This is a genomic window from Shinella daejeonensis (assembly GCF_024281235.1).
GTDB classification, from domain to species: domain Bacteria; phylum Pseudomonadota; class Alphaproteobacteria; order Rhizobiales; family Rhizobiaceae; genus Shinella; species Shinella daejeonensis.
Window position 1 is genome coordinate 853875 of the sequence record NZ_JAHWXY010000001.1, and the last position, 16973, is coordinate 870847.

The following is a 16973-nucleotide window of genomic DNA, read 5'->3' on the forward strand; positions in this document are numbered from 1 at the left end:
CATAGTAAAGTATAAACATGACTGAAATTATCATGTTTAAACGCAAAAAATATCCCGCCGGGCCGGGGCGCGGCGGGAAACCGGTTCAGTTAAAGACGATGGGAACGTTGAAGGGCCAGTTGGAGCGGCCAGCCGCATCGGGAATACGCGCGAAAGGCGCCGCGCGACGGACCGAATCGACGGCCGCCTGATCAAGCGCCGGCTGGCCGGAACTGCGCGCGATGCGGATGGCGTTCGCCTCCCCGCCGGCGCCGACGACAAAGCTGACGACGACGCTGCCGCGGCCGCCGCCCGGAACACGCCGCTTGGCGCGGTTGATCTTGTTGCGCACCTTGCCGGGATAGTTGCTGACGGCAGCGTTGCCGGCCCGTGAGGACGTGCCCTTGTTCTGGCCGCCAAGCGAGGCCGTCTTCGCGTTTGCCGATCCATCCACCTGCCCGCGCGACGCCGTCTGCTTCGCCTTGCCTTCCTCGCCGGCCTTGCGCACCGGCTTGCGCTTCGGCTTCTTCTCCTCGACCTTCTTGACCGGCTTTTCCTTGCGGATCTCCGGAACCGGCTGGATGCTTTCCTCGGGAACGATCTCCGGCTTGATTTCCGGAATGGGAATGGCGGCGATCTCGATTTCCGCAGACGGCACCGTCAGGATCTCCTCCGGTTCGGCGATGACGGGCTCCGCCTCCACGGGCCGCATATCCTCGACGATCTCCGGCTCGATTTCCTGCGGCTGTATCTCCGTCACCTCCGGCTCGACCATGTCGGGCGCTATCGCCTCGGGTGTGATCGTTTCCTGCGGATTGCCCGATTCCACCATCTCGAAGGCGCTGCTGCCAAGCATCGCCACTTCCGAGACGACTCCGCCGGCGATCAGCGCCTCCTCGCTTTCCTGCGACGGAGACATCGTGAGAATTGCGGCGGCACCCGCATGCCCCAGCAGTGACAGGACGACCGCGCTACCCCACAACCACCTGCTTCCAGCCATGTTTTTCACCCGTCTTTATCAATCCGCACCGTAGGCGGCCTCATGCCGCCCCGGCTCCGTTCAGCCTTCGAGCCCGGCCTCGGTCTTCGAACGCGTCACGATCCCGTCCATGCAGCGGCCCTCGGCAACGCCCTCGCCCTGGCAGACCGGCGCATCGTTGATCAGCAACGACTTCACACCCTCGCAGCTGATGCCCGGAACGTCGAACTGGCGCACCTTGGACTTGCCCGCAGGCAGGTCGCGAAAATCGAGAAGCGCCAGCCGCTCCACCGTTCCCTGCGCGTTGAAGATGACGAATTCGAACGAAACTTTCGAAAGGTCCTGCTCCAGTCCGCTGGCCGCGACGAAGGTGAACTTGCAGCCCTTGTCCGTCGAGGCCAGTCCGTTAAGCTCGATCTCCAGCCCCTTGGCCGGCGCGGGGTCTTGCGCCATGGCCACGCCGGTTGCCCCGGTCGCCAGGACCATGGAGAGGAAAAGGGTTCGCGCGATCATCAGCCTGCCTGTCCTTGAAACTTCCTCACCGCCGAGCCATCGCTGGCGGCGGACAATTAACATGAGTTTTATACGCCGGTATTGCCTGCATAGGCAAATATGAGTAAGAAAGTCAAGATACAAGTGGCGAAAATTCCTGCAACTGCCTGTTTTTCCTCGGGCTTTGCGCAGGAATGCCGTCGACAGCACGGAAACAGCTTTCCACAACCAAGGCCAGACTCATGACTGAAACGACTTGTCCCTCTCCTTCCGAAATCCGCGCCTTCCGCGCCGAGAACCCCAAGATGCGCGAGCGTGACATCGCCGCCCAGCTCGGCATTTCCGAAGCCGCACTCGTTGCGGCGGAAGTCGGGCTGACGGCCGTTCGCATCGATGGTAGCGCCAACCGTTTTCTGGAGCGCGCCGCCGAACTCGGCGAGGTCATGACGCTGACCCGCAACGAAAGCGCCGTCCACGAGAAGATCGGCCCCTTCGAGAAGGTGACGACCGGCAAGCACGCTTCGATCGTGCTCGGCGAACAGATCGACCTGCGCATTTTCCCCGGCACCTGGGCGCATGGCTTCGCCGTGACCAAGACCGACGGAGAGACGATCCGCCGCAGCCTCCAGTTCTTCGACAAGACCGGCAACGCCGTGCATAAGGTGCACCTGCGCCCGGCTTCCGATCTTTCCGCCTATGAAGCGATCGTCGCCGATTTCCGCCTGGAGGACCAGTCGCAGGAATTCGTCGCCGCCCCCGCCGGAAAGAGCGCCGAAACAGGCCCGGTCGATGTTGCGGCCCTGCGTGAAAGCTGGAGCAACATGACCGATACGCACCAGTTCTTCGGCATGCTGAAGAAGCTGAAGATCGCCCGTCAGGACGCCGTTCGCAGCGTCGGCGAGGATTTCGCCTATCAGGTCCGCCAGGATGCCGCCGACGCAATCATGCGCACCGCCGCCGAACGCAAGACCGACATCATGTGCTTCGTCGGCAACAACGGTACGGTCCAGATCCATACCGGCCCGGTGGAGAAGATCCAGCAGATGGGTCCCTGGCTCAACGTGCTGGACCCGACGTTCCACCTGCATCTGCGCACCGATCACATCCACGAGTGCTGGATCGTGCGCAAGCCGACGAAGGATGGCCACATCACGTCTCTGGAGGCCTATGACGCCGCCGGCGAAATGATCATCCAGTTCTTCGGCAAGCGCAAGGAAGGCAACGCCGAAAGCGAAGAATGGCGGGCGATCGTCGACAGCCTGCCGCGTCAGGAAAGCGCCGCCGCCTGAAGACGAAACCGCGAGGGACCATAACCATGCGCACAGCCCATCCCATCCGCCGGGCCCGGCAGGCGGCCCTTGCGGCATTCGCCCTTTCGGCCACTATCTTGCTATCCCCGGCGGTGCCGGGACTTCACGGTTTCGCTTCGCCGGCCTTCGCCGACGAAGCGGCTGCGATCGATACCTCGCGCCTCGTCTCTATCGGCGGCGCGGTGACCGAGATCGTCTACGCCTTGCAGGAAGGCGACCGGCTGGTGGCGCGCGATTCCACCAGCCTCTATCCGCCGGAAGCCGAAAAGCTCCCCGATGTCGGCTATATGCGGGCGCTCTCCCCCGAAGGGGTGATCGCCCTCAATCCCTCGGCGATCCTGGCGGTCGAAGGCAGCGGCCCGCCCGAGGCGCTCGCCGTCCTGAAGGATGCCGGCGTTCCCTTCGTGACCGTGCCGGAAGGCTATGACCGCGAGACGATCCTCAGGAAGATCACCGTCGTCGGCGAGGCCCTGGGCGTTCCGGACAAGGCGAAGGCCCTTGTCGACACGGTCTCCGCCGATCTCGACCAGGCCATCGCCCTTGCCGCCGCGCGGCCGGAAAGCGAGCGCAAGCGGGTCCTCTTCGTCCTGAGTTTCCAGGGCGGGAAGATCCTGGCGGCGGGCAGCCATACGGCGGCCGACGGCATCATCCGTCTCGCCGGTGCCATCAACGCCACCGACGACACGTTCCAGGGCTACAAGCCGCTTTCCGACGAGGCCGTCATTAACGCCAGTCCCGATGTCATCCTGATGATGAACCGCGGCGCGGAGGAGAATATCGACACGGAACTGCTCGCCCATCCGGCCGTCGCGCTGACGCCGGCCGCCGCCAACAAGGCGGTCCTGCGGTTCGACGGCCTGCATCTGCTCGGCTTCGGCCCGCGGACGGCGTCGGCTGTCCGCGGCCTCAACGAAGCGCTTTACGACAAGAACGACCATGTCCCTCAATGAAGCCCTGGGCGACAAGCCCGTGCACCGTTCCCGCATACCCCGCGCCTCGGCCCGCCGGGCGGATGGCGACCGCACCGCCATCGCGCGGCTGACGCTTGTGCTGTTGCTGGTGTTGTCCGTGGTTTCCCTGTTGCTGTCCGTCGCCACAGGCGCATCCGACGCCTCCGTTCTCGGCGTCCTCAAGGCGCTACTGACCGGCGCGGAGGACACCGTGCTCAGCATGCGCGACCGCATCATCGTGTTCGACATCCGCCTGCCCCGCGCACTGCTCGGTTTCCTCATCGGCGCCGCCCTCGCCATGTCGGGCACCGTGATGCAGGGTCTTTTCCGCAATCCGCTCGCCGATCCCGGGCTGGTGGGCATTTCCTCCGGTTCGGCGCTCGGCGCGGTGCTCGTGATCGTGCTCGGCAGCAGCCTGCCGGCCGGCATCGTCTTCACGCTCGGCGCCTATACACTCCCGATCGCCGCTTTCGGGGGCGGTCTCGCCACCACGCTCCTGCTCTACCGGATCGCCACCCGGGGCGGCCAGACGTCCATCGCCACCATGCTGCTCGCCGGCATCGCCATCGCCGCCCTGGCCGGCGCCGTCACCGGCATCCTCGTCTATATGGCCGACGACAAGCAGTTGCGCGACGTCACCTTCTGGGGCCTCGGCTCGCTCGCCGGCATGACCTGGCTCAAGGTATTCACCGCCGGCCCCCTCATTCTGCTGTCGCTGCTCGTCGTGCCGTTCCTGGCGCGCGGCCTCAATGCCGTGACGCTCGGGGAGGCGGCGGCCTTCCATATGGGCGTCAAGGTCCAGCGCCTGAAATACATCGCGGTGGTGACCGTGGCGGCGGCCGTCGGCGCCTCCGTCGCCGTCAGCGGCGGCATCGGGTTCGTCGGCATCGTGGTGCCGCATCTCCTGCGCCTCGTCATCGGACCGGATCACCGCTATCTGCTGCCCGCTTCCGCCCTTCTCGGCGGCGTGCTGCTTTTGGCGGCCGACATGCTGGCGCGCACCATCGTCGCCCCCGCCGAACTGCCGATCGGCATCATCACCGCCCTGGCCGGCGCGCCCTTCTTCCTCTGGGTGCTGCTGCGCGACCGCGCGCGCAGCGGCTGGTGAGGGAGCCCGCCATGGAAAACCACATGATCCGCGCAAGCAACCTCACCGTCCGCCTGTCCGGCAAGACCATCGTGCAAGGCGTCTCGCTGGAGGCCCGGGCGGGCCAGATCACGGCGATCGTCGGCCCGAACGGTTCCGGCAAGACGACGACCCTCAAGGCGGTGGCGGGAGAAATCGCAAGCGAAGGCGCTATCACGCTCAACGGCCGCGACATCCGCGCCCTGGAGCCCTGGCAGCTCGCCGTTCGCCGGGCGGTGCTGCCGCAGGCGGCCGTGGTCGCCTTTCCCTTCACCGTACGCGAGATCGTCCGCCTCGGCCTTTCGGTCGGCCCGAACCGTCACGCCGAACGCGTCGAGACCATCACCTCGGCAGCGCTTGCCGCCGTCGACCTGGCAGGCTTTGCCGGCCGCTTCTACCAGGAGCTTTCCGGCGGCGAGCAGCAACGGGTGCAGCTTGCCCGCGTGCTGTCGCAGATATGGGAACCGGTGCTTGACGGCGAACCCTGCTTCCTGTTGCTGGACGAGCCGGTTTCCGCCCTCGACATCCGTCACCAGCTCGCCGTCATGCGGCTGGCCAAACGCTATTGCGAAGGCGGCGGCGGCGTCATCGCCGTCTTGCACGACCTCAACCTCACCGCCCTCTTCGCCGATCACATGGTGATGATGCGCGGCGGCAGGGTGGTCGAGGCCGGGCCGCCCGTCTCCGTCATGACGGACGACGCCATGGAAGCGGTTTTCGGTTGCCGCATGTGCGTGAACGGCGTTCCCTCGCATGGCATTCCCTTCGTTCTCCCCCAGACCGCCCGCGTCTGATACAACCCTTGCAGGCGGCCGGAACTTTTCCCCGTGCCATCCGTTGAAGAGCGGACAACCGTTCCGCGAAAGATGCGGGACGGCCCACCCCTGTGCGTTTCAGGACATACCTGCGCATTCCAGGATACAAAGGAGATACGGCATGGCCACTGGACGGCTTTCATCACGCGGAAAATCCCTTCGGGACGGACTTCAGGACGACGCAAAGGCGGCACAGCAGCAGATCGACGAACTCCGGGAGGAAATCGCCGCGCTGACAAGCCTGCTCGCCCGCGACGCATCGGAGGGCGCAGGCAAGGTGAAGTCGAAAGTCAGGGCCGCCGGCGCACGCGCACGTGACGCCGCCGAGGACCTCAAGGGACGCGCCGAGGACGATTTCAGCGACCTGATCTCGGCAGGCGAGGATTTCCTGTCCGACTTGCAGAAGCGCTATCAGGATTCGGGCCAGAGGCTTTGCGAGACGGTTCGCGAACGTCCCCTCGCCACGCTCGGCCTTGCCGCCGCCGCCGGCTTCCTCCTCGCCTCGCTCTGGCGGCGCTGAGGCAAAGCCGAAAAACCCAAGCAACGCTGAGGCGAAGCCGAAAAGCTCAGGCAACGCCGAGGCGAAGCCGAAAACACGAAACCGCGCGGGATGCGTCAGGCATCCCGCATGAACAGGCGGAGTTTCATCGCGATGCTGTCACTGGCGGCCGTTCTCTTTCAAAATCTCTTCACCCGGGTCGGCGATCGCGTCGAGGAAACGGTCGCGGTCGCAAGGCGCAATGCGATCGCCTTCGCGCTGATCGGCCTGATGATCCTCACCGCCTACGTGCTGGCCGTCGTCGCAGGTTGCATCCTGCTTGCCGAGCGCTACGGGGCAGTGCCTGCGCTATTCGGCCTTGCCGGCGGCTTTGTCGTGCTGGCGCTGATCGTTTACGGTGTTCTGGCAGCCGCCAACCGCCGCGAGCGGGAACTGGCCCGCCTGCGCCGGGAACGGCTCGACAACCGGCGCGATCTTCTCGCCACGGCGGCGGCGCTGACCGGGCGCAAGCCGCTGGCGGCGACCGGCCTGGCGCTGGCGATCGGCTTCCTGCTCGCACCGAAATCGCGCCGCCGATCCGGCGGGGATTAAGAAACCGGCAGCGCAGGGCGGTCAGATCGGCCCCAGCGGCAGCCGCACCACGGCGGTCAGGCCCTGGGGCAGATATTCCACATGCACCACGCTGCCGAGAATCTTGTCGAGGCTACGCTCGATCAGGATCGAGCCGAAACCGCGATGCTTCGGCGGCAGAACCGGCGGCCCGCCGATTTCGTGCCAGGTCATGTTCAAGACGCGCTGGCCATCCTCGGCAATGACCCGGGCGGTGATCACCACCTTGCCCTCGGCGCGCGAAAGCGATCCGTACTTGCGGGCATTGGTGACCAGTTCATGCAGCACCAGCCCGAGGCCCACGGCCTGATCCGGCCCGAGTTCGACCTCGTCCTTGTGGATTTCCACCTGTTTTTCGTAGTCGGTCACATAGGGATAAAGCTGCTTGTGCAGAAGGATCTTGAGGTGGATCACGCCCCACTCGTGATCGCTGAGCAGGGCATGGGCGTCCGAGAGCGATTGCAGGCGTCCCGCAAAGGCGGTCATGAACTCGACCGGATCGCTGGTCTGGCGCAGGGTCTGGCGGGCCAGCGACTGGAGCATGGCGAGCGTGTTCTTCACCCGGTGGTTCAGTTCCCGCAACAGGAGCCGCGTGCGCTGCGAGGCAAGCTGGGCGTCGGTCACATCGATATTGACACCGACGAACAGGGTTGGCCGGCCGGTCGCATCCCATTCATGCACCCGGCCGCGCGCCAGCAGCCACCGGCCGGTCTTCGCCGCCTGGAACAGGCCGTCATATTCCTGTCCGCTGGCCAGCGCTTCACGCAGCCGCTCCATCGTCACCTTCCGGTTGGCCGCATGCACGGCCGTGAAGAAGCGTCGCGCCTTCATCGGCCGCGCGGCCGGCACGCCGAGCATGCGATAGAAGGTCTCGTTGCCGGAAACGTAGCCGGTCGACAGATCCCACTGCCAGCTTGCGACATTGGCCGCATCGAGCGCCAGCACATGCCGTTGTCCTTCCTGCCGGGAGACCTCGACGGCCTGCGCACGGCGACGGGCTTCCTCCTTCAGCCGCAACAGCGACGCCGCAAGCGCCGCAAGCCGGACCAGCCGCTCAAGGGCGGCCGGCGGAGGAACATCGCGCGGTTCGGTATCGAAAACGCAGACGGTTCCCACCGCCTGGCCATCCATCAGGATGGGTGCACCGGCATAAAAGCGCAGATGCGGCGCGTCGATCACGCCCGGAAGATGCGAAAATCCCGGATGCAGCGTGGCGTCCCCGACAGCAAGCGGCCGCTGGCCGGATGCAGCAAGCATCCGCACGCAAAAGGAATCGCGCGACGGCGCCCTTATATCGCTTGTGCCGACGCGGGCGAGAAACCATTGATCCTCGGGACCGAGCACCGTGACGAGCGCGAGCGGAACCTCGAACTGTTCCGCCGCAAGCGCGGCGATGTCGTCGAAATCCGGATCCGGCCCCGGCCGTACGGGCAACGCCGCCTCCAGTCCGGCAAGCCGGTCGGGGGCATTCAGCGTCCTCTCGACCTCGGACCAGGATATGGCGTTTTTCTTTCCCATAAGCCTTCGGTAGGTAATTCCGCGCGCATCTTCACGCTCTGCCGGCTGGCCTCGATCAGATCGCGGCTCAGGAAACGAATGCCCGCGACGTGACCGGGGCGGAAACCGCATCGGGACCGTAATCGCTCTCGCCATCCACTTGCAACAGTTCCTGCAAGCGCTGGCGGGCGCGATTGACGCGGCTCTTGATCGTACCGAGCGCGCAACCGCAGATTTCGGCCGCCTCTTCATAGGAAAAGCCCGACGCCCCGACCAGAATGATCGCCTCGCGCTGTTCGTCCGACAGCTTTTCCAGCGCCTTCTTGAAATCCTGCATGTCCATCGACCCGTATTGGGCCGGATGCTGGGCAAGATTTTCCGTGAAGACGCCGTCGCTGTCCTGCACCTCGCGGCCACGCTTGCGAAGCTTGCTGTAAAGCTCGTTGCGCAGGATGGTGAACAGCCAGGCCTTCATGTTCGTTCCCATTTCGAACTGTTCCTGCTTCGCCCAGGCCTTCATGATCGTGTCCTGCACCAGATCGTCCGCCTGGTCATGCCGTCCTGTCAGCGATATGGCGAAAGCCCGAAGGCTGGGAAGAACCGCAAGCAGTTCCCGCTTGAAATTGGTCTGCTCCTGAACCATCAACCCCTCACTCGGTCCGTTGCGCGCCGCGTTCAACGGCATCCAGCTTTTCCAGAAGTTCCAGAAACCGCCGCGGAATAGTTTCCTCTTGCGCGGACTGGTAGAATTTCTTTAGCCTTAACGCAATCTGAGCGTTTGGATCGTTGGGTTTCGCCGAGTCCTCGGCCACTGACATCTTCTTTCTGTTCACGCTTGCCACTTTCCGGCTACCATCCTCACTATACCGCAGATTTCTGCATTGCTCCGGCCGGAAATGCGCGGAGGGAAAAAAAGTTCCCTAAACCGGAACTGAAAATCGGCTCAGGCGTTTCCCGTCCAGAATAATCGATCGAATAATGAAACAGGGAACATATCATGTCGCTTTCCGACCGTATCGGCCCGCATCTGCCGGCCCTCCGTCGCTACGCGCGCGCGCTGACGGGCACCCAGTCTTCCGGCGATGCCTATGTCGCCGCAACGCTTGAGACCATCCTCGTCGACCCGGGCGCGATGCCGCAGGACGGCGATGACAAGACCGTATTGTTCGGTCTGCTGAGCCGTATCATCGCATCCTTTCCGATCTCGATGACCCGCGGCGCGGTCGTCCCCGGCGGGGAAGCCCCCTTCGATCTTTCCGGCGTGCCGCCCATCGGCCGCCAGGCCCTGCTTCTCGCCACCGTCGAGGGCTTTGGCGTCGAGGAAACCGCCCATATCCTGGACAGCGACGGGGCAACGATCCGCGGCCTGCTCGACGGCGCCTTCGCCGAAATCGCCGCGCAGGCGCAGACCGGCATCATGATCATCGAGGACGAGCCGCTGATCGCCCTGGACCTCGCCCATATGGTCAACGGCATGGGCCACCGGGTCACCGGCATCGCCCGTACGCAGGCCGAAGCCGAAGCCCTCTGGGCCCACAGTCATCCGGGTCTGGTGCTCGCCGACGTGAAACTGGCGGATGGCAGTTCCGGCATCAGCGCCGTCAACACCATCCTGTCGCGAACCAATATCCCGGTGATCTTCATCACCGCCTATCCCGAGCGCCTGCTGACAGGCGAGTGCCCCGAACCGGCTTTTCTCGTCTCCAAGCCGTTCAACACCGAGCAGGTGAAGGTCCTCATCAATCAGGCGCTGCTTTTCACGCCCCAGACCCACGCGGCGGCCTGACCCTCCTCCCGGTAGCCCCGCGCGGCGGTCGGCGGCGGCAGGCTTCGGCCTCGCCGCCGCCGCCTTTGTCTCCCGTCGAGGAAGAATTCGACGTTCGCCTAACGAAACAGCCAGCGCCGGGAAGCGCTGGCTGTCTTCAATTCCACGGACCGGAGGGGGAACGGTATCGTGGTTATGTCTGCGGCCGAGGGCCTCGCATCGGGGGAATGCGCTGGCCGCGACACCTTTAAAACCCGTCCGCCCGCGCTTTGTTCCCGCTGCGATAAAATTCTTCGAGATCCGTCCGTCACCCGGTTCCTCAGTTGATCGCCTCCAGTTCGCGGCGATGGCGATGGAGCGTGAGGAAGCGGCGGTAGTCGCGATCGTAGCCGGCCTTGCGGCCGGGATCCGGAAAAAGCGTCCGGCCGCCCGGATACATCGCCGCTCCGGCAGCGGCGAGATCGGAATAGAGCCCACCCGCGACGGCCGCCGTCATAGCCGTTCCGAGCAGCATCCCATCGCCCTCATGCGTCACCACGAGCGGACGGCCCGTGACGTCGCGGTAGAGTTCCGTCAGGAGGGGGTTACGCAAGTGCCCCCCGGTCAGATGAAGCGCCTCGGGCGCATAGCCGCAGGCTTCGAACTGTTCAAGGACATGACGGATACCAAGCGCGATGGCGATGGCGCTACGCCAGTAAAGCCGGCAGAGCCCGTCGAAGGAGGCATCGAGCGTCAGGCCGCTGATCACGCCCAGCGCATGGGGATCGCCAAACGGCGAGCGATTGCCGTGGAAATCGGGGAGAACGTGCAGCCGCGCCGCGAAAGCCGCCCCCTCCTCCCGCCGTAACGCCGCGATCCGCGCCACGATCTCCGCATGCCGGGCCGCAGTCGGCTCGCCGCCGGCGCTGTGGCCGCGCACGAGATGATCGAGCAGCGCGCCCGCCGCCGATTGCCCGCCTTCCATCAGCCAGAAGCCGGGAAGCGCGGCTTCGTAATAGGGGCCCCAGAGCCCGAAGCCCGGCTTCATCTGCCGCGACAGCGCGACGATGCAGCTCGACGTGCCGCCGACCAGCGCGAACTGGCGCTCCAATACGTCCGGCGTGCCGGCATAGGGACCGAGAACGCCGAGCGCGCCCGCATAGGCATCGATGAGGCCGGCGCCGGCCACCACGCCGTCATCGAGGCCGAGTTCCGCCGCCGCTTCGCGGGTCAGCCGCCCCACCGGCCGGCCGGCCGGCAGCGTCTCCGTCGGCAGCCCGCCCCGCCCGGTCAGATCGGACAACCCGATCGCCGCAAGGAAGCTTTCGTTCCAAGGCTGCGCCTCATGCGCCAGATAGTTCCATTTCGCCGTGGTGGTGCAGCGCGATCTCGCGGGCGAACCCGTCGCCCGCCAGGTCACGAAATCCGCAAGATCGAAGAAATAGCCGGCCCGCGCCCATTGCTCCGGTCGGTTCCGCTTCAGCCACATCAGCTTCGGCATCTGCATTTCGGGCGACATGACCTCGCCGGCATGAAGGAGGGCGGGGTGCCGGGTCGCCGTGCAGAAATCGGCCTCCGCCAGCGCCCGATGATCAAGCCAGACGATGGTGTCCCAGCGCTCGTCGCCGTCTTCGGAAACGGCCAGCGGCCGGCCGGCCCGGTCGCGCACGACGAGCGAGCAGGTGGCGTCGAAACCGATCGCCGCCACGCGTCCCGCCGCCACGCCGGCCAGCCCGCAGGCCTCGCGCACCGAGGCGCAGACGGCGCGCCAGATATCCTCGGAATCGTGGTCGGCATGATTTTCGCGCGGCCGGCGCATGGCGATGGGACGATCCGCCCGCGCGAGCATCGCGCCGCCCCGGTCGAACACCCCCGCCCGCGCGCTAGCTGTGCCGATATCCACCGCCACGATCAGATCGCGCATCAATCGTCTTTCCTGCCGCCCTGTTACCGGCCGACAAACTGTAACAAATCCCGCATGTCGTCAAACAGGGCGTCCGGAGTAAGCGCGCGCAGCGTCGCGCGATGGCGATCGTTGCGGGCATGCGACCCGCCGGCGAAGGCGACGACGCGCATGCCGGCCGCCTTTGCCGCCTCGATGCCGGCCGGACTGTCTTCCACGACGACGCAACGTTCCGGCGGCGCGCCCATGGCGGCGGCGGCGTGAAGGAAGAGGTCGGGCGCGGGCTTGCCGTGCGTCACCATGGTGGCGCTGAAGATATGCGGCTCGAAGCGAGCCAGCAGTCCCGTGACCGTGAGGGAAAGGCGAATCCGCTCCGGTTGGCTCGACGAGGCGACGCAACAGGCGACCGGCAGCCGATCGACGGTCTCGGCCAGTCCCTCGATCGGCTTCAACTCGGCGCGGAAGCGCTCGTAGAGCCGCTGGCGCATCCTGTCGAGGAACCGCGCGTCGACGGAAAGCCCGTGCTCGTCGCGCAGGATTTCCGACATGCTCTTGAGGCTGCGGCCGAGAAAGCGCTCATAGGCTTCCTCCTCGCTCATCTCCACGCCGGCCGCCGCCAGCGCCTCGACCAGCACGGCGACGGAAATCGGCTCGCTGTCGACCAGCACGCCGTCGCAGTCGAAAATCACCAGTTCCGTCGTGCGCGCATCCATTCCCTCACTCCGTTGCCGCCCGGATCGGCCGGGTTCCTATCCGGCCAGTCCGCCGCCGATATAGAGCTTCAGGGTCTCGCGCGTTCCCTTTTCGTAAAGCGTGCGCAGGGCATGGGCGAAGCGCCGCCGGAACAGGGTGGAGCCCGCGACCTCGCCGAAAATATCGGAAAGCGCGAGGAAGGCGTCCGGATCGTCCTGCGCCTTCAGCGCCGCCGCCTGTAGCCGTTCGGCGTTGGCGTCGTTGAAAGCGATGGCCCTGCCGCTATCGGTGGTGCCGGCCGAATAGCGGCACCACAGCGCCGAGACCAGCGCCAGGCCGACGACATCCTCGCCCCGGGAAAGCCGGTCGGCGGTCGACGGCAGAATGAATTTCGGCTGCCGGTTGGAACCGTCCTGGGCAAGCCGCGGAATGGTGTCGCCGATCTTCGGATTGGAAAAGCGCCGCTCGATCAGATCGAAATAGTCGCCGAGATCGGTATCGGGAACCGGGGGAATGACCGGAATGATCTCCTCATGCTCCAGCTTGGCGAGAAAGGCGCGGATATCCGCGTCCTCCATCGCCTCATGCACGAAATGGATGTCGAGCAGTGCCGCCGGATAGGCGATGGCCGCATGGCCGCCGTTGAGGATGCGGATCTTCATGTGCTCGTAGGGAGCCACGTCCGGCACGAACTGCACGCCGACCTTTTCCAGCGCGGGCCGGCCCTGCGGGAAGCGGTCTTCCAGAACCCACTGCTTGAACTCCTCGCAGAAGACCGGCCATTGATCATCGATGCCGTATTGCGAGGCGACGATGCCGATTTCCCGTTCGCCCGTGGCCGGAGTGATGCGGTCGACCATGCCGTTCGGAAAGGCGACATTCGCATCGATCCAGTCGGCAAGTGCGGGGTCGGACAGGCGGGCAAGCCCCGTCACGGCCGCATGGGTCACCTCGCCGTTGCCGGGAATATTGTCGCAGGACATGACGGTGAAGGGCGCGATGCCCTGGTCTCTGCGGGCCTTGAGCCCGGCGGCGATGAGGCCGAAAACCGTCTTCGGCGCGGACGGGGCGGCGGCGTCGGCGACGATCGCCGGATGGGCCGGATTGAAGACCCCCGAGGCAGGATCGATGAAATAACCGCCCTCGGTGATCGTCAGGGAGACGATGCGGATCGCCGGGTCGGAAAGCTGTCCGACGATCGCCGCCACGTCGCCCGGCTGGAGATAGCCGATCATCGCCCCGGTGATGCGCGCGCCGCTGCGGTTGTTGTCCTGCTCGACCACCGTGGTCAGCAGGTCCTGGGCCGTCAGCTTGTCGCGCATCGCCGCGTCCGACGGCAGGACACCGGCGCCCACGATGGCCCAGTCGTGATCTTCGCCGAGGTTGAATAGATCGTCGAGATAGACCGCCTGATGCGCCCGATGGAAATTGCCGATGCCGAAATGCACGATACCGGCCCTGAGCGCGGAACGGTCATAGGCCGGAACGCCCGCTTTCTGCGCAATATCCTCAAGGTTGGCGAGCGACAGTTTCGTGGTCATGATCCAATCCTTCCGGACCGGGTCAAGGGCCGGTCCTGCCTTGATCGCGATGAATTCGGGGCGGCTCGACCGGAATTCATGAACGCGACCGATTCCAAAGTGATAGAACGGGATGCGGGCGGAAAACCGCGCTCCATTTCTCCGCATCCCGCTCTGGTGTCGTCATGGCCTCGCCGCGCGCCCGCGCGGATCAGCTCATCCAGTTGCCGCCGTCGACATTGTAGGTCTGGGCGACGATGTAATCGCTCTCGGCGGAAGCGAGGAAGACAGCCATGCCGGTCAGATCCGCAGCCGTCCCCATGCGACCGTAGGGAACGGCCTCGCCGACCAGCTTCTTCTTTTCGCCGGACGGCCGCTTCTCATATCTGGCGAAAAGCGCGTCGACGCCGTCCCAATGCTCGCCGTCGACCACGCCGGGGGCGATGGCGTTCACATTGATGCCGTGCCGGATCAGATTGAGCCCGGCCGACTGGGTGAGGCTGATCACCGCGGCCTTGGTGGCGCAGTAGACCGCCACAAGCGCCTCGCCACGCCGGCCGGCCTGGCTCGCCATGTTGATGATCTTGCCGCCACGGCCCTGCGCGATCATCTGTTTCGCCACGGCCTGCATGGTGAACAGCGTACCGGACACATTGATGGCGAACAGCCGCTCGTAGCTCTCGCGGGTGATTTCGACGATCGGCGCGAGATCGAACAGCGCGGCATTGTTGACGAGGATGTCGATGCCGCCGGCCTCGGCCACGCAGGCCGCGACCGCCGCGTCGATGGAGTCCTGCCGCGTCACATCCATTTCCACCGCATAGGCGGCCGCGCCGATTTCACCGGCGCTCGCGCGCGCCCGCTCGATATTGATGTCGGCGATGGCGACGCGCGCGCCCTCGCGCACGTAGGCCTCGGCGAACGCCCGGCCGATGCCGCGCGCCGAACCGGTGATCAGCGCACTCCTGCCTTCCAGCCTTTTCATCGGATCGCCTTTCCGGCGGCGTCGAAGCGATGGATGCGGCTGTCCTCGGGATCGAGGAAAACGGTATCGCCGTGACTGCCGGTGAAATCGCCGGACGCCCGCACCGTGAGGATGCCGATCTCCCCGGCGTTGACATGCAGGAAGGTGTCGGAGCCCAGATGCTCGGCGACGCCGACGGTGCCTTTCCAGCGGCCGCTCTCCTTCGACAGGCGGATGTGCTCCGGCCGGATGCCGACCGTATGCGCGCCGAAGGGCTCGGCAGCACCACCCTTGACGAAATTCATCCGCGGCGACCCGATAAAGCCGGCCACGAACAGGTTGTCCGGCCGATTGTAGAGATCGAGCGGCGAGCCGACCTGCTCGATGTTGCCGGCGTTCAGCACGACGATCTTGTTCGCCATCGTCATGGCTTCCACCTGGTCGTGCGTGACATAGACCATCGTGGTCTTGAGGCTCTGGTGCAATTCGCTGATTTCCAGCCGCATCGTCCCACGCAGCGCCGCATCGAGGTTCGACAGCGGCTCGTCGAAGAGAAAGGCCGACGGCTCGCGCACGATCGCCCGGCCGATGGCCACGCGCTGGCGCTGCCCGCCCGACAGTTGTCCCGGCCGGCGCTCCAGATAGTCGGTGAGGTTCAGCACCCGGGCGGCCTCCGTCACCTTCCTGTCGATCACCTCGGGGCTCACCTTGGCCATCTTCAGCGGAAAGGCGATATTGTTCTTCACCGACATATGCGGATAGAGCGCGTAGGACTGGAACACCATGGCCAGTCCCCGCCGGGCCGGAGCAGCGCTCGTCACATCCTTGCCGTCGATCTCGATTGTGCCGCCCGTCGTATCCTCAAGACCCGCGATGAGGCGGAGCAGCGTGGACTTGCCGCAGCCCGAGGGGCCGACGAAGACCACGAATTCTCCATCCTCGATCGTGAGGTCGATGCCCGGAATGACCTGTGTGGTGCCGAAGCTCTTGTTGACGTTTTTCAGGACGATCCTGCCCATGGGTTCCCTCCCCGGTCGTTTGGCCGGTCTTTCGTTCGTCTTACTTCACGGCGCCGAAGGTGAGGCCGCGGACAAGTTGTTTCTGGCTGAACCAGCCCATGATCAGGATGGGCGCGATGGCAAGCGTCGAGGCCGCCGAGAGTTTCGCCCAGAACAGCCCCTGCGGGCTGGAGAATGACGTGATGAAGGCCGTCAGCGGCGCGGCGTTGGTCGTCGTCAGCCGGATCGTCCAGAAGGCCTCGTTCCACGCAAGAATGATGTTCAGCAGCATGGTCGAGGCGATCCCCGGCACGGCCATCGGCGTCAGGACATAGACGATCTCGCCCCAGAGAGAAGCGCCGTCCATCCGCGCCGCCTCCAGGATCTCGCCGGGGATTTCGCGGAAATAGGTATAGAGCATCCACACGACGATCGGCAGGTTGATCAGCGTCAGCATGATGGTGAGGCCGATCCGCGTGTCCAGCAGGCCGAAGTCGCGGAAGATCAGGTAGATCGGCACCAGCACCGCCACCGCCGGCATCATCTTGGTCGACAGCATCCAGAGCAGGATGTCCTTGGTGCGCCGGGTCGGCGAGAAGGCCATCGACCAGGCCGCCGGCACGGCCACCAGAAGCGCCAGCAGCGTCGAGCCGAGCGACAGCACGACCGAATTCATGAAGGGCTTGAAGTAGTCGCGCTGGGTATGCACCGTCACGTAGCTTTCCAGCGTGAAGGACGGCACGAGGCTGAAGCCCTGGATGGCCTCCGGTTCCGTCTTCAGCGAGGTCAGGACGGTATAGAGGATCGGGAAGAAGATGATCAGCGCAACGAGCCAGGCGACGATCGTCGCGATGGTCTTGCGGCGGTTTGAAACGGCGCGGGCCATGATCTCCTC

The 16973-nt window shown here is 65.4% G+C and carries 18 protein-coding genes; 7 read left to right on the forward strand and 11 right to left on the reverse strand.

From position 1 onward, the window contains the following. Positions 1–85: 85 nt before the first annotated feature. Both KYK29_RS04040 and KYK29_RS04045 read right to left on the reverse strand, forming a co-directional pair. Complete coding sequence (locus tag KYK29_RS04040; RefSeq protein ID WP_254689549.1) at positions 86–979, reverse strand: energy transducer TonB family protein; 894 nt, start codon at positions 977–979, stop codon at positions 86–88. Positions 980–1039: 60 nt separating this feature from the next. Continuing rightward, a complete protein-coding gene (locus tag KYK29_RS04045; protein WP_254689550.1) occupies positions 1040–1471 on the reverse strand; it encodes a hypothetical protein in 432 nt (143 codons plus the stop codon). Positions 1472–1692: 221 nt separating this feature from the next. Here KYK29_RS04045 and KYK29_RS04050 point away from each other — a divergent pair, with 221 nt between their 5' ends. The 6 genes from KYK29_RS04050 to KYK29_RS04075 all read left to right on the forward strand — a co-directional run bounded on the left by KYK29_RS04050 (position 1693) and on the right by KYK29_RS04075 (position 6741). Next, positions 1693–2739 (forward strand): hemin-degrading factor, encoded by a 1047-nt coding sequence (locus tag KYK29_RS04050; protein ID WP_254689551.1) that lies wholly within the window; start codon positions 1693–1695, stop codon positions 2737–2739. Between the two features lie 26 nt (positions 2740–2765). Then, positions 2766–3710, forward strand: coding sequence for a heme/hemin ABC transporter substrate-binding protein (locus tag KYK29_RS04055; protein ID WP_254689552.1), 945 nt, complete (start codon positions 2766–2768; stop codon positions 3708–3710). Beyond that, positions 3697–4818: a FecCD family ABC transporter permease gene (locus KYK29_RS04060; protein ID WP_254689553.1), complete on the forward strand. Its 1122-nt coding sequence runs from the start codon at positions 3697–3699 to the stop codon at positions 4816–4818. Before KYK29_RS04055 ends, KYK29_RS04060 begins: the two co-directional genes overlap by 14 nt. A gap of 23 nt (positions 4819–4841) precedes the next feature. Then, the gene (locus KYK29_RS04065) at positions 4842–5630 is read left to right on the forward strand and encodes a heme ABC transporter ATP-binding protein (RefSeq protein WP_254689554.1); all 789 of its coding nucleotides are present in this window, start codon (positions 4842–4844) and stop codon (positions 5628–5630) included. A gap of 142 nt (positions 5631–5772) precedes the next feature. Beyond that, positions 5773–6171: a hypothetical protein gene (locus tag KYK29_RS04070; RefSeq protein WP_254689555.1), complete on the forward strand. Its 399-nt coding sequence runs from the start codon at positions 5773–5775 to the stop codon at positions 6169–6171. A 108-nt stretch (positions 6172–6279) separates the two neighbouring features. After that, the gene (locus KYK29_RS04075) at positions 6280–6741 is read left to right on the forward strand and encodes a hypothetical protein (protein ID WP_254689556.1); all 462 of its coding nucleotides are present in this window, start codon (positions 6280–6282) and stop codon (positions 6739–6741) included. A gap of 21 nt (positions 6742–6762) precedes the next feature. Here the strand turns inward: KYK29_RS04075 and KYK29_RS04080 are convergent, their stop codons facing one another. The 3 genes from KYK29_RS04080 to KYK29_RS04090 form a co-directional block, all read right to left on the reverse strand. Beyond that, positions 6763–8277, reverse strand: coding sequence for a sensor histidine kinase (locus KYK29_RS04080; protein ID WP_254689557.1), 1515 nt, complete (start codon positions 8275–8277; stop codon positions 6763–6765). A 67-nt stretch (positions 8278–8344) separates the two neighbouring features. Further along, on the reverse strand, positions 8345–8899 hold the full coding sequence (locus tag KYK29_RS04085) for an RNA polymerase sigma factor (protein ID WP_254690081.1): 555 nt from the start codon (positions 8897–8899) through the stop codon (positions 8345–8347). A gap of 7 nt (positions 8900–8906) precedes the next feature. Continuing rightward, on the reverse strand, positions 8907–9089 hold the full coding sequence (locus KYK29_RS04090) for a NepR family anti-sigma factor (RefSeq protein ID WP_254690100.1): 183 nt from the start codon (positions 9087–9089) through the stop codon (positions 8907–8909). Positions 9090–9253: 164 nt separating this feature from the next. On the opposite strand from KYK29_RS04090, the gene KYK29_RS04095 reads away from it, so the two are divergent. Continuing rightward, positions 9254–10042 (forward strand): response regulator, encoded by a 789-nt coding sequence (locus KYK29_RS04095; protein WP_254689558.1) that lies wholly within the window; start codon positions 9254–9256, stop codon positions 10040–10042. 298 nt (positions 10043–10340) lie between these two features. Here the strand turns inward: KYK29_RS04095 and KYK29_RS04100 are convergent, their stop codons facing one another. The 6 genes from KYK29_RS04100 to KYK29_RS04125 all read right to left on the reverse strand — a co-directional run bounded on the left by KYK29_RS04100 (position 10341) and on the right by KYK29_RS04125 (position 16964). Then, entirely contained in the window at positions 10341–11924 is a 1584-nt protein-coding gene (locus tag KYK29_RS04100) for an FGGY-family carbohydrate kinase (RefSeq protein ID WP_254689559.1), read from the reverse strand. 23 nt (positions 11925–11947) lie between these two features. Continuing rightward, the gene (locus KYK29_RS04105) at positions 11948–12616 is read right to left on the reverse strand and encodes an HAD family hydrolase (RefSeq protein WP_254689560.1); all 669 of its coding nucleotides are present in this window, start codon (positions 12614–12616) and stop codon (positions 11948–11950) included. Positions 12617–12652: 36 nt separating this feature from the next. Further along, positions 12653–14137: a mannitol dehydrogenase family protein gene (locus KYK29_RS04110; protein WP_254689561.1), complete on the reverse strand. Its 1485-nt coding sequence runs from the start codon at positions 14135–14137 to the stop codon at positions 12653–12655. A 190-nt stretch (positions 14138–14327) separates the two neighbouring features. After that, the gene (locus KYK29_RS04115) at positions 14328–15101 is read right to left on the reverse strand and encodes an L-iditol 2-dehydrogenase (protein WP_254689562.1); all 774 of its coding nucleotides are present in this window, start codon (positions 15099–15101) and stop codon (positions 14328–14330) included. Beyond that, the gene (locus tag KYK29_RS04120; RefSeq protein ID WP_254689563.1) at positions 15098–16099 is read right to left on the reverse strand and encodes an ABC transporter ATP-binding protein; all 1002 of its coding nucleotides are present in this window, start codon (positions 16097–16099) and stop codon (positions 15098–15100) included. Before KYK29_RS04120 ends, KYK29_RS04115 begins: the two co-directional genes overlap by 4 nt. A 40-nt stretch (positions 16100–16139) precedes the next feature. Next, positions 16140–16964, reverse strand: a complete 825-nt coding sequence (locus KYK29_RS04125; protein ID WP_254689564.1) for a carbohydrate ABC transporter permease — start codon at positions 16962–16964, stop codon at positions 16140–16142. Between the last annotated feature and the right edge of the window lie 9 nt (positions 16965–16973).

What these genes read in the sequence shown, in the direction of transcription:
- KYK29_RS04040 (WP_254689549.1), bottom strand. Translation starts at nt 979, where the DNA reads ATGGCTGGAAGCAGGTGGTTGTGGGGTAGCGCGGTCGTCCTGTCACTG.
- KYK29_RS04045 (WP_254689550.1), bottom strand. Translation starts at nt 1,471, where the DNA reads ATGATCGCGCGAACCCTTTTCCTCTCCATGGTCCTGGCGACCGGGGCA.
- KYK29_RS04050 (WP_254689551.1), top strand. Translation starts at nt 1,693, where the DNA reads ATGACTGAAACGACTTGTCCCTCTCCTTCCGAAATCCGCGCCTTCCGC.
- KYK29_RS04055 (WP_254689552.1), top strand. Translation starts at nt 2,766, where the DNA reads ATGCGCACAGCCCATCCCATCCGCCGGGCCCGGCAGGCGGCCCTTGCG.
- KYK29_RS04060 (WP_254689553.1), top strand. Translation starts at nt 3,697, where the DNA reads ATGTCCCTCAATGAAGCCCTGGGCGACAAGCCCGTGCACCGTTCCCGC.
- KYK29_RS04065 (WP_254689554.1), top strand. Translation starts at nt 4,842, where the DNA reads ATGATCCGCGCAAGCAACCTCACCGTCCGCCTGTCCGGCAAGACCATC.
- KYK29_RS04070 (WP_254689555.1), top strand. Translation starts at nt 5,773, where the DNA reads ATGGCCACTGGACGGCTTTCATCACGCGGAAAATCCCTTCGGGACGGA.
- KYK29_RS04075 (WP_254689556.1), top strand. Translation starts at nt 6,280, where the DNA reads ATGAACAGGCGGAGTTTCATCGCGATGCTGTCACTGGCGGCCGTTCTC.
- KYK29_RS04080 (WP_254689557.1), bottom strand. Translation starts at nt 8,277, where the DNA reads ATGGGAAAGAAAAACGCCATATCCTGGTCCGAGGTCGAGAGGACGCTG.
- KYK29_RS04085 (WP_254690081.1), bottom strand. Translation starts at nt 8,899, where the DNA reads ATGGTTCAGGAGCAGACCAATTTCAAGCGGGAACTGCTTGCGGTTCTT.
- KYK29_RS04095 (WP_254689558.1), top strand. Translation starts at nt 9,254, where the DNA reads ATGTCGCTTTCCGACCGTATCGGCCCGCATCTGCCGGCCCTCCGTCGC.
- KYK29_RS04100 (WP_254689559.1), bottom strand. Translation starts at nt 11,924, where the DNA reads ATGCGCGATCTGATCGTGGCGGTGGATATCGGCACAGCTAGCGCGCGG.
- KYK29_RS04105 (WP_254689560.1), bottom strand. Translation starts at nt 12,616, where the DNA reads ATGGATGCGCGCACGACGGAACTGGTGATTTTCGACTGCGACGGCGTG.
- KYK29_RS04110 (WP_254689561.1), bottom strand. Translation starts at nt 14,137, where the DNA reads ATGACCACGAAACTGTCGCTCGCCAACCTTGAGGATATTGCGCAGAAA.
- KYK29_RS04115 (WP_254689562.1), bottom strand. Translation starts at nt 15,101, where the DNA reads ATGAAAAGGCTGGAAGGCAGGAGTGCGCTGATCACCGGTTCGGCGCGC.
- KYK29_RS04120 (WP_254689563.1), bottom strand. Translation starts at nt 16,099, where the DNA reads ATGGGCAGGATCGTCCTGAAAAACGTCAACAAGAGCTTCGGCACCACA.
- KYK29_RS04125 (WP_254689564.1), bottom strand. Translation starts at nt 16,964, where the DNA reads ATGGCCCGCGCCGTTTCAAACCGCCGCAAGACCATCGCGACGATCGTC.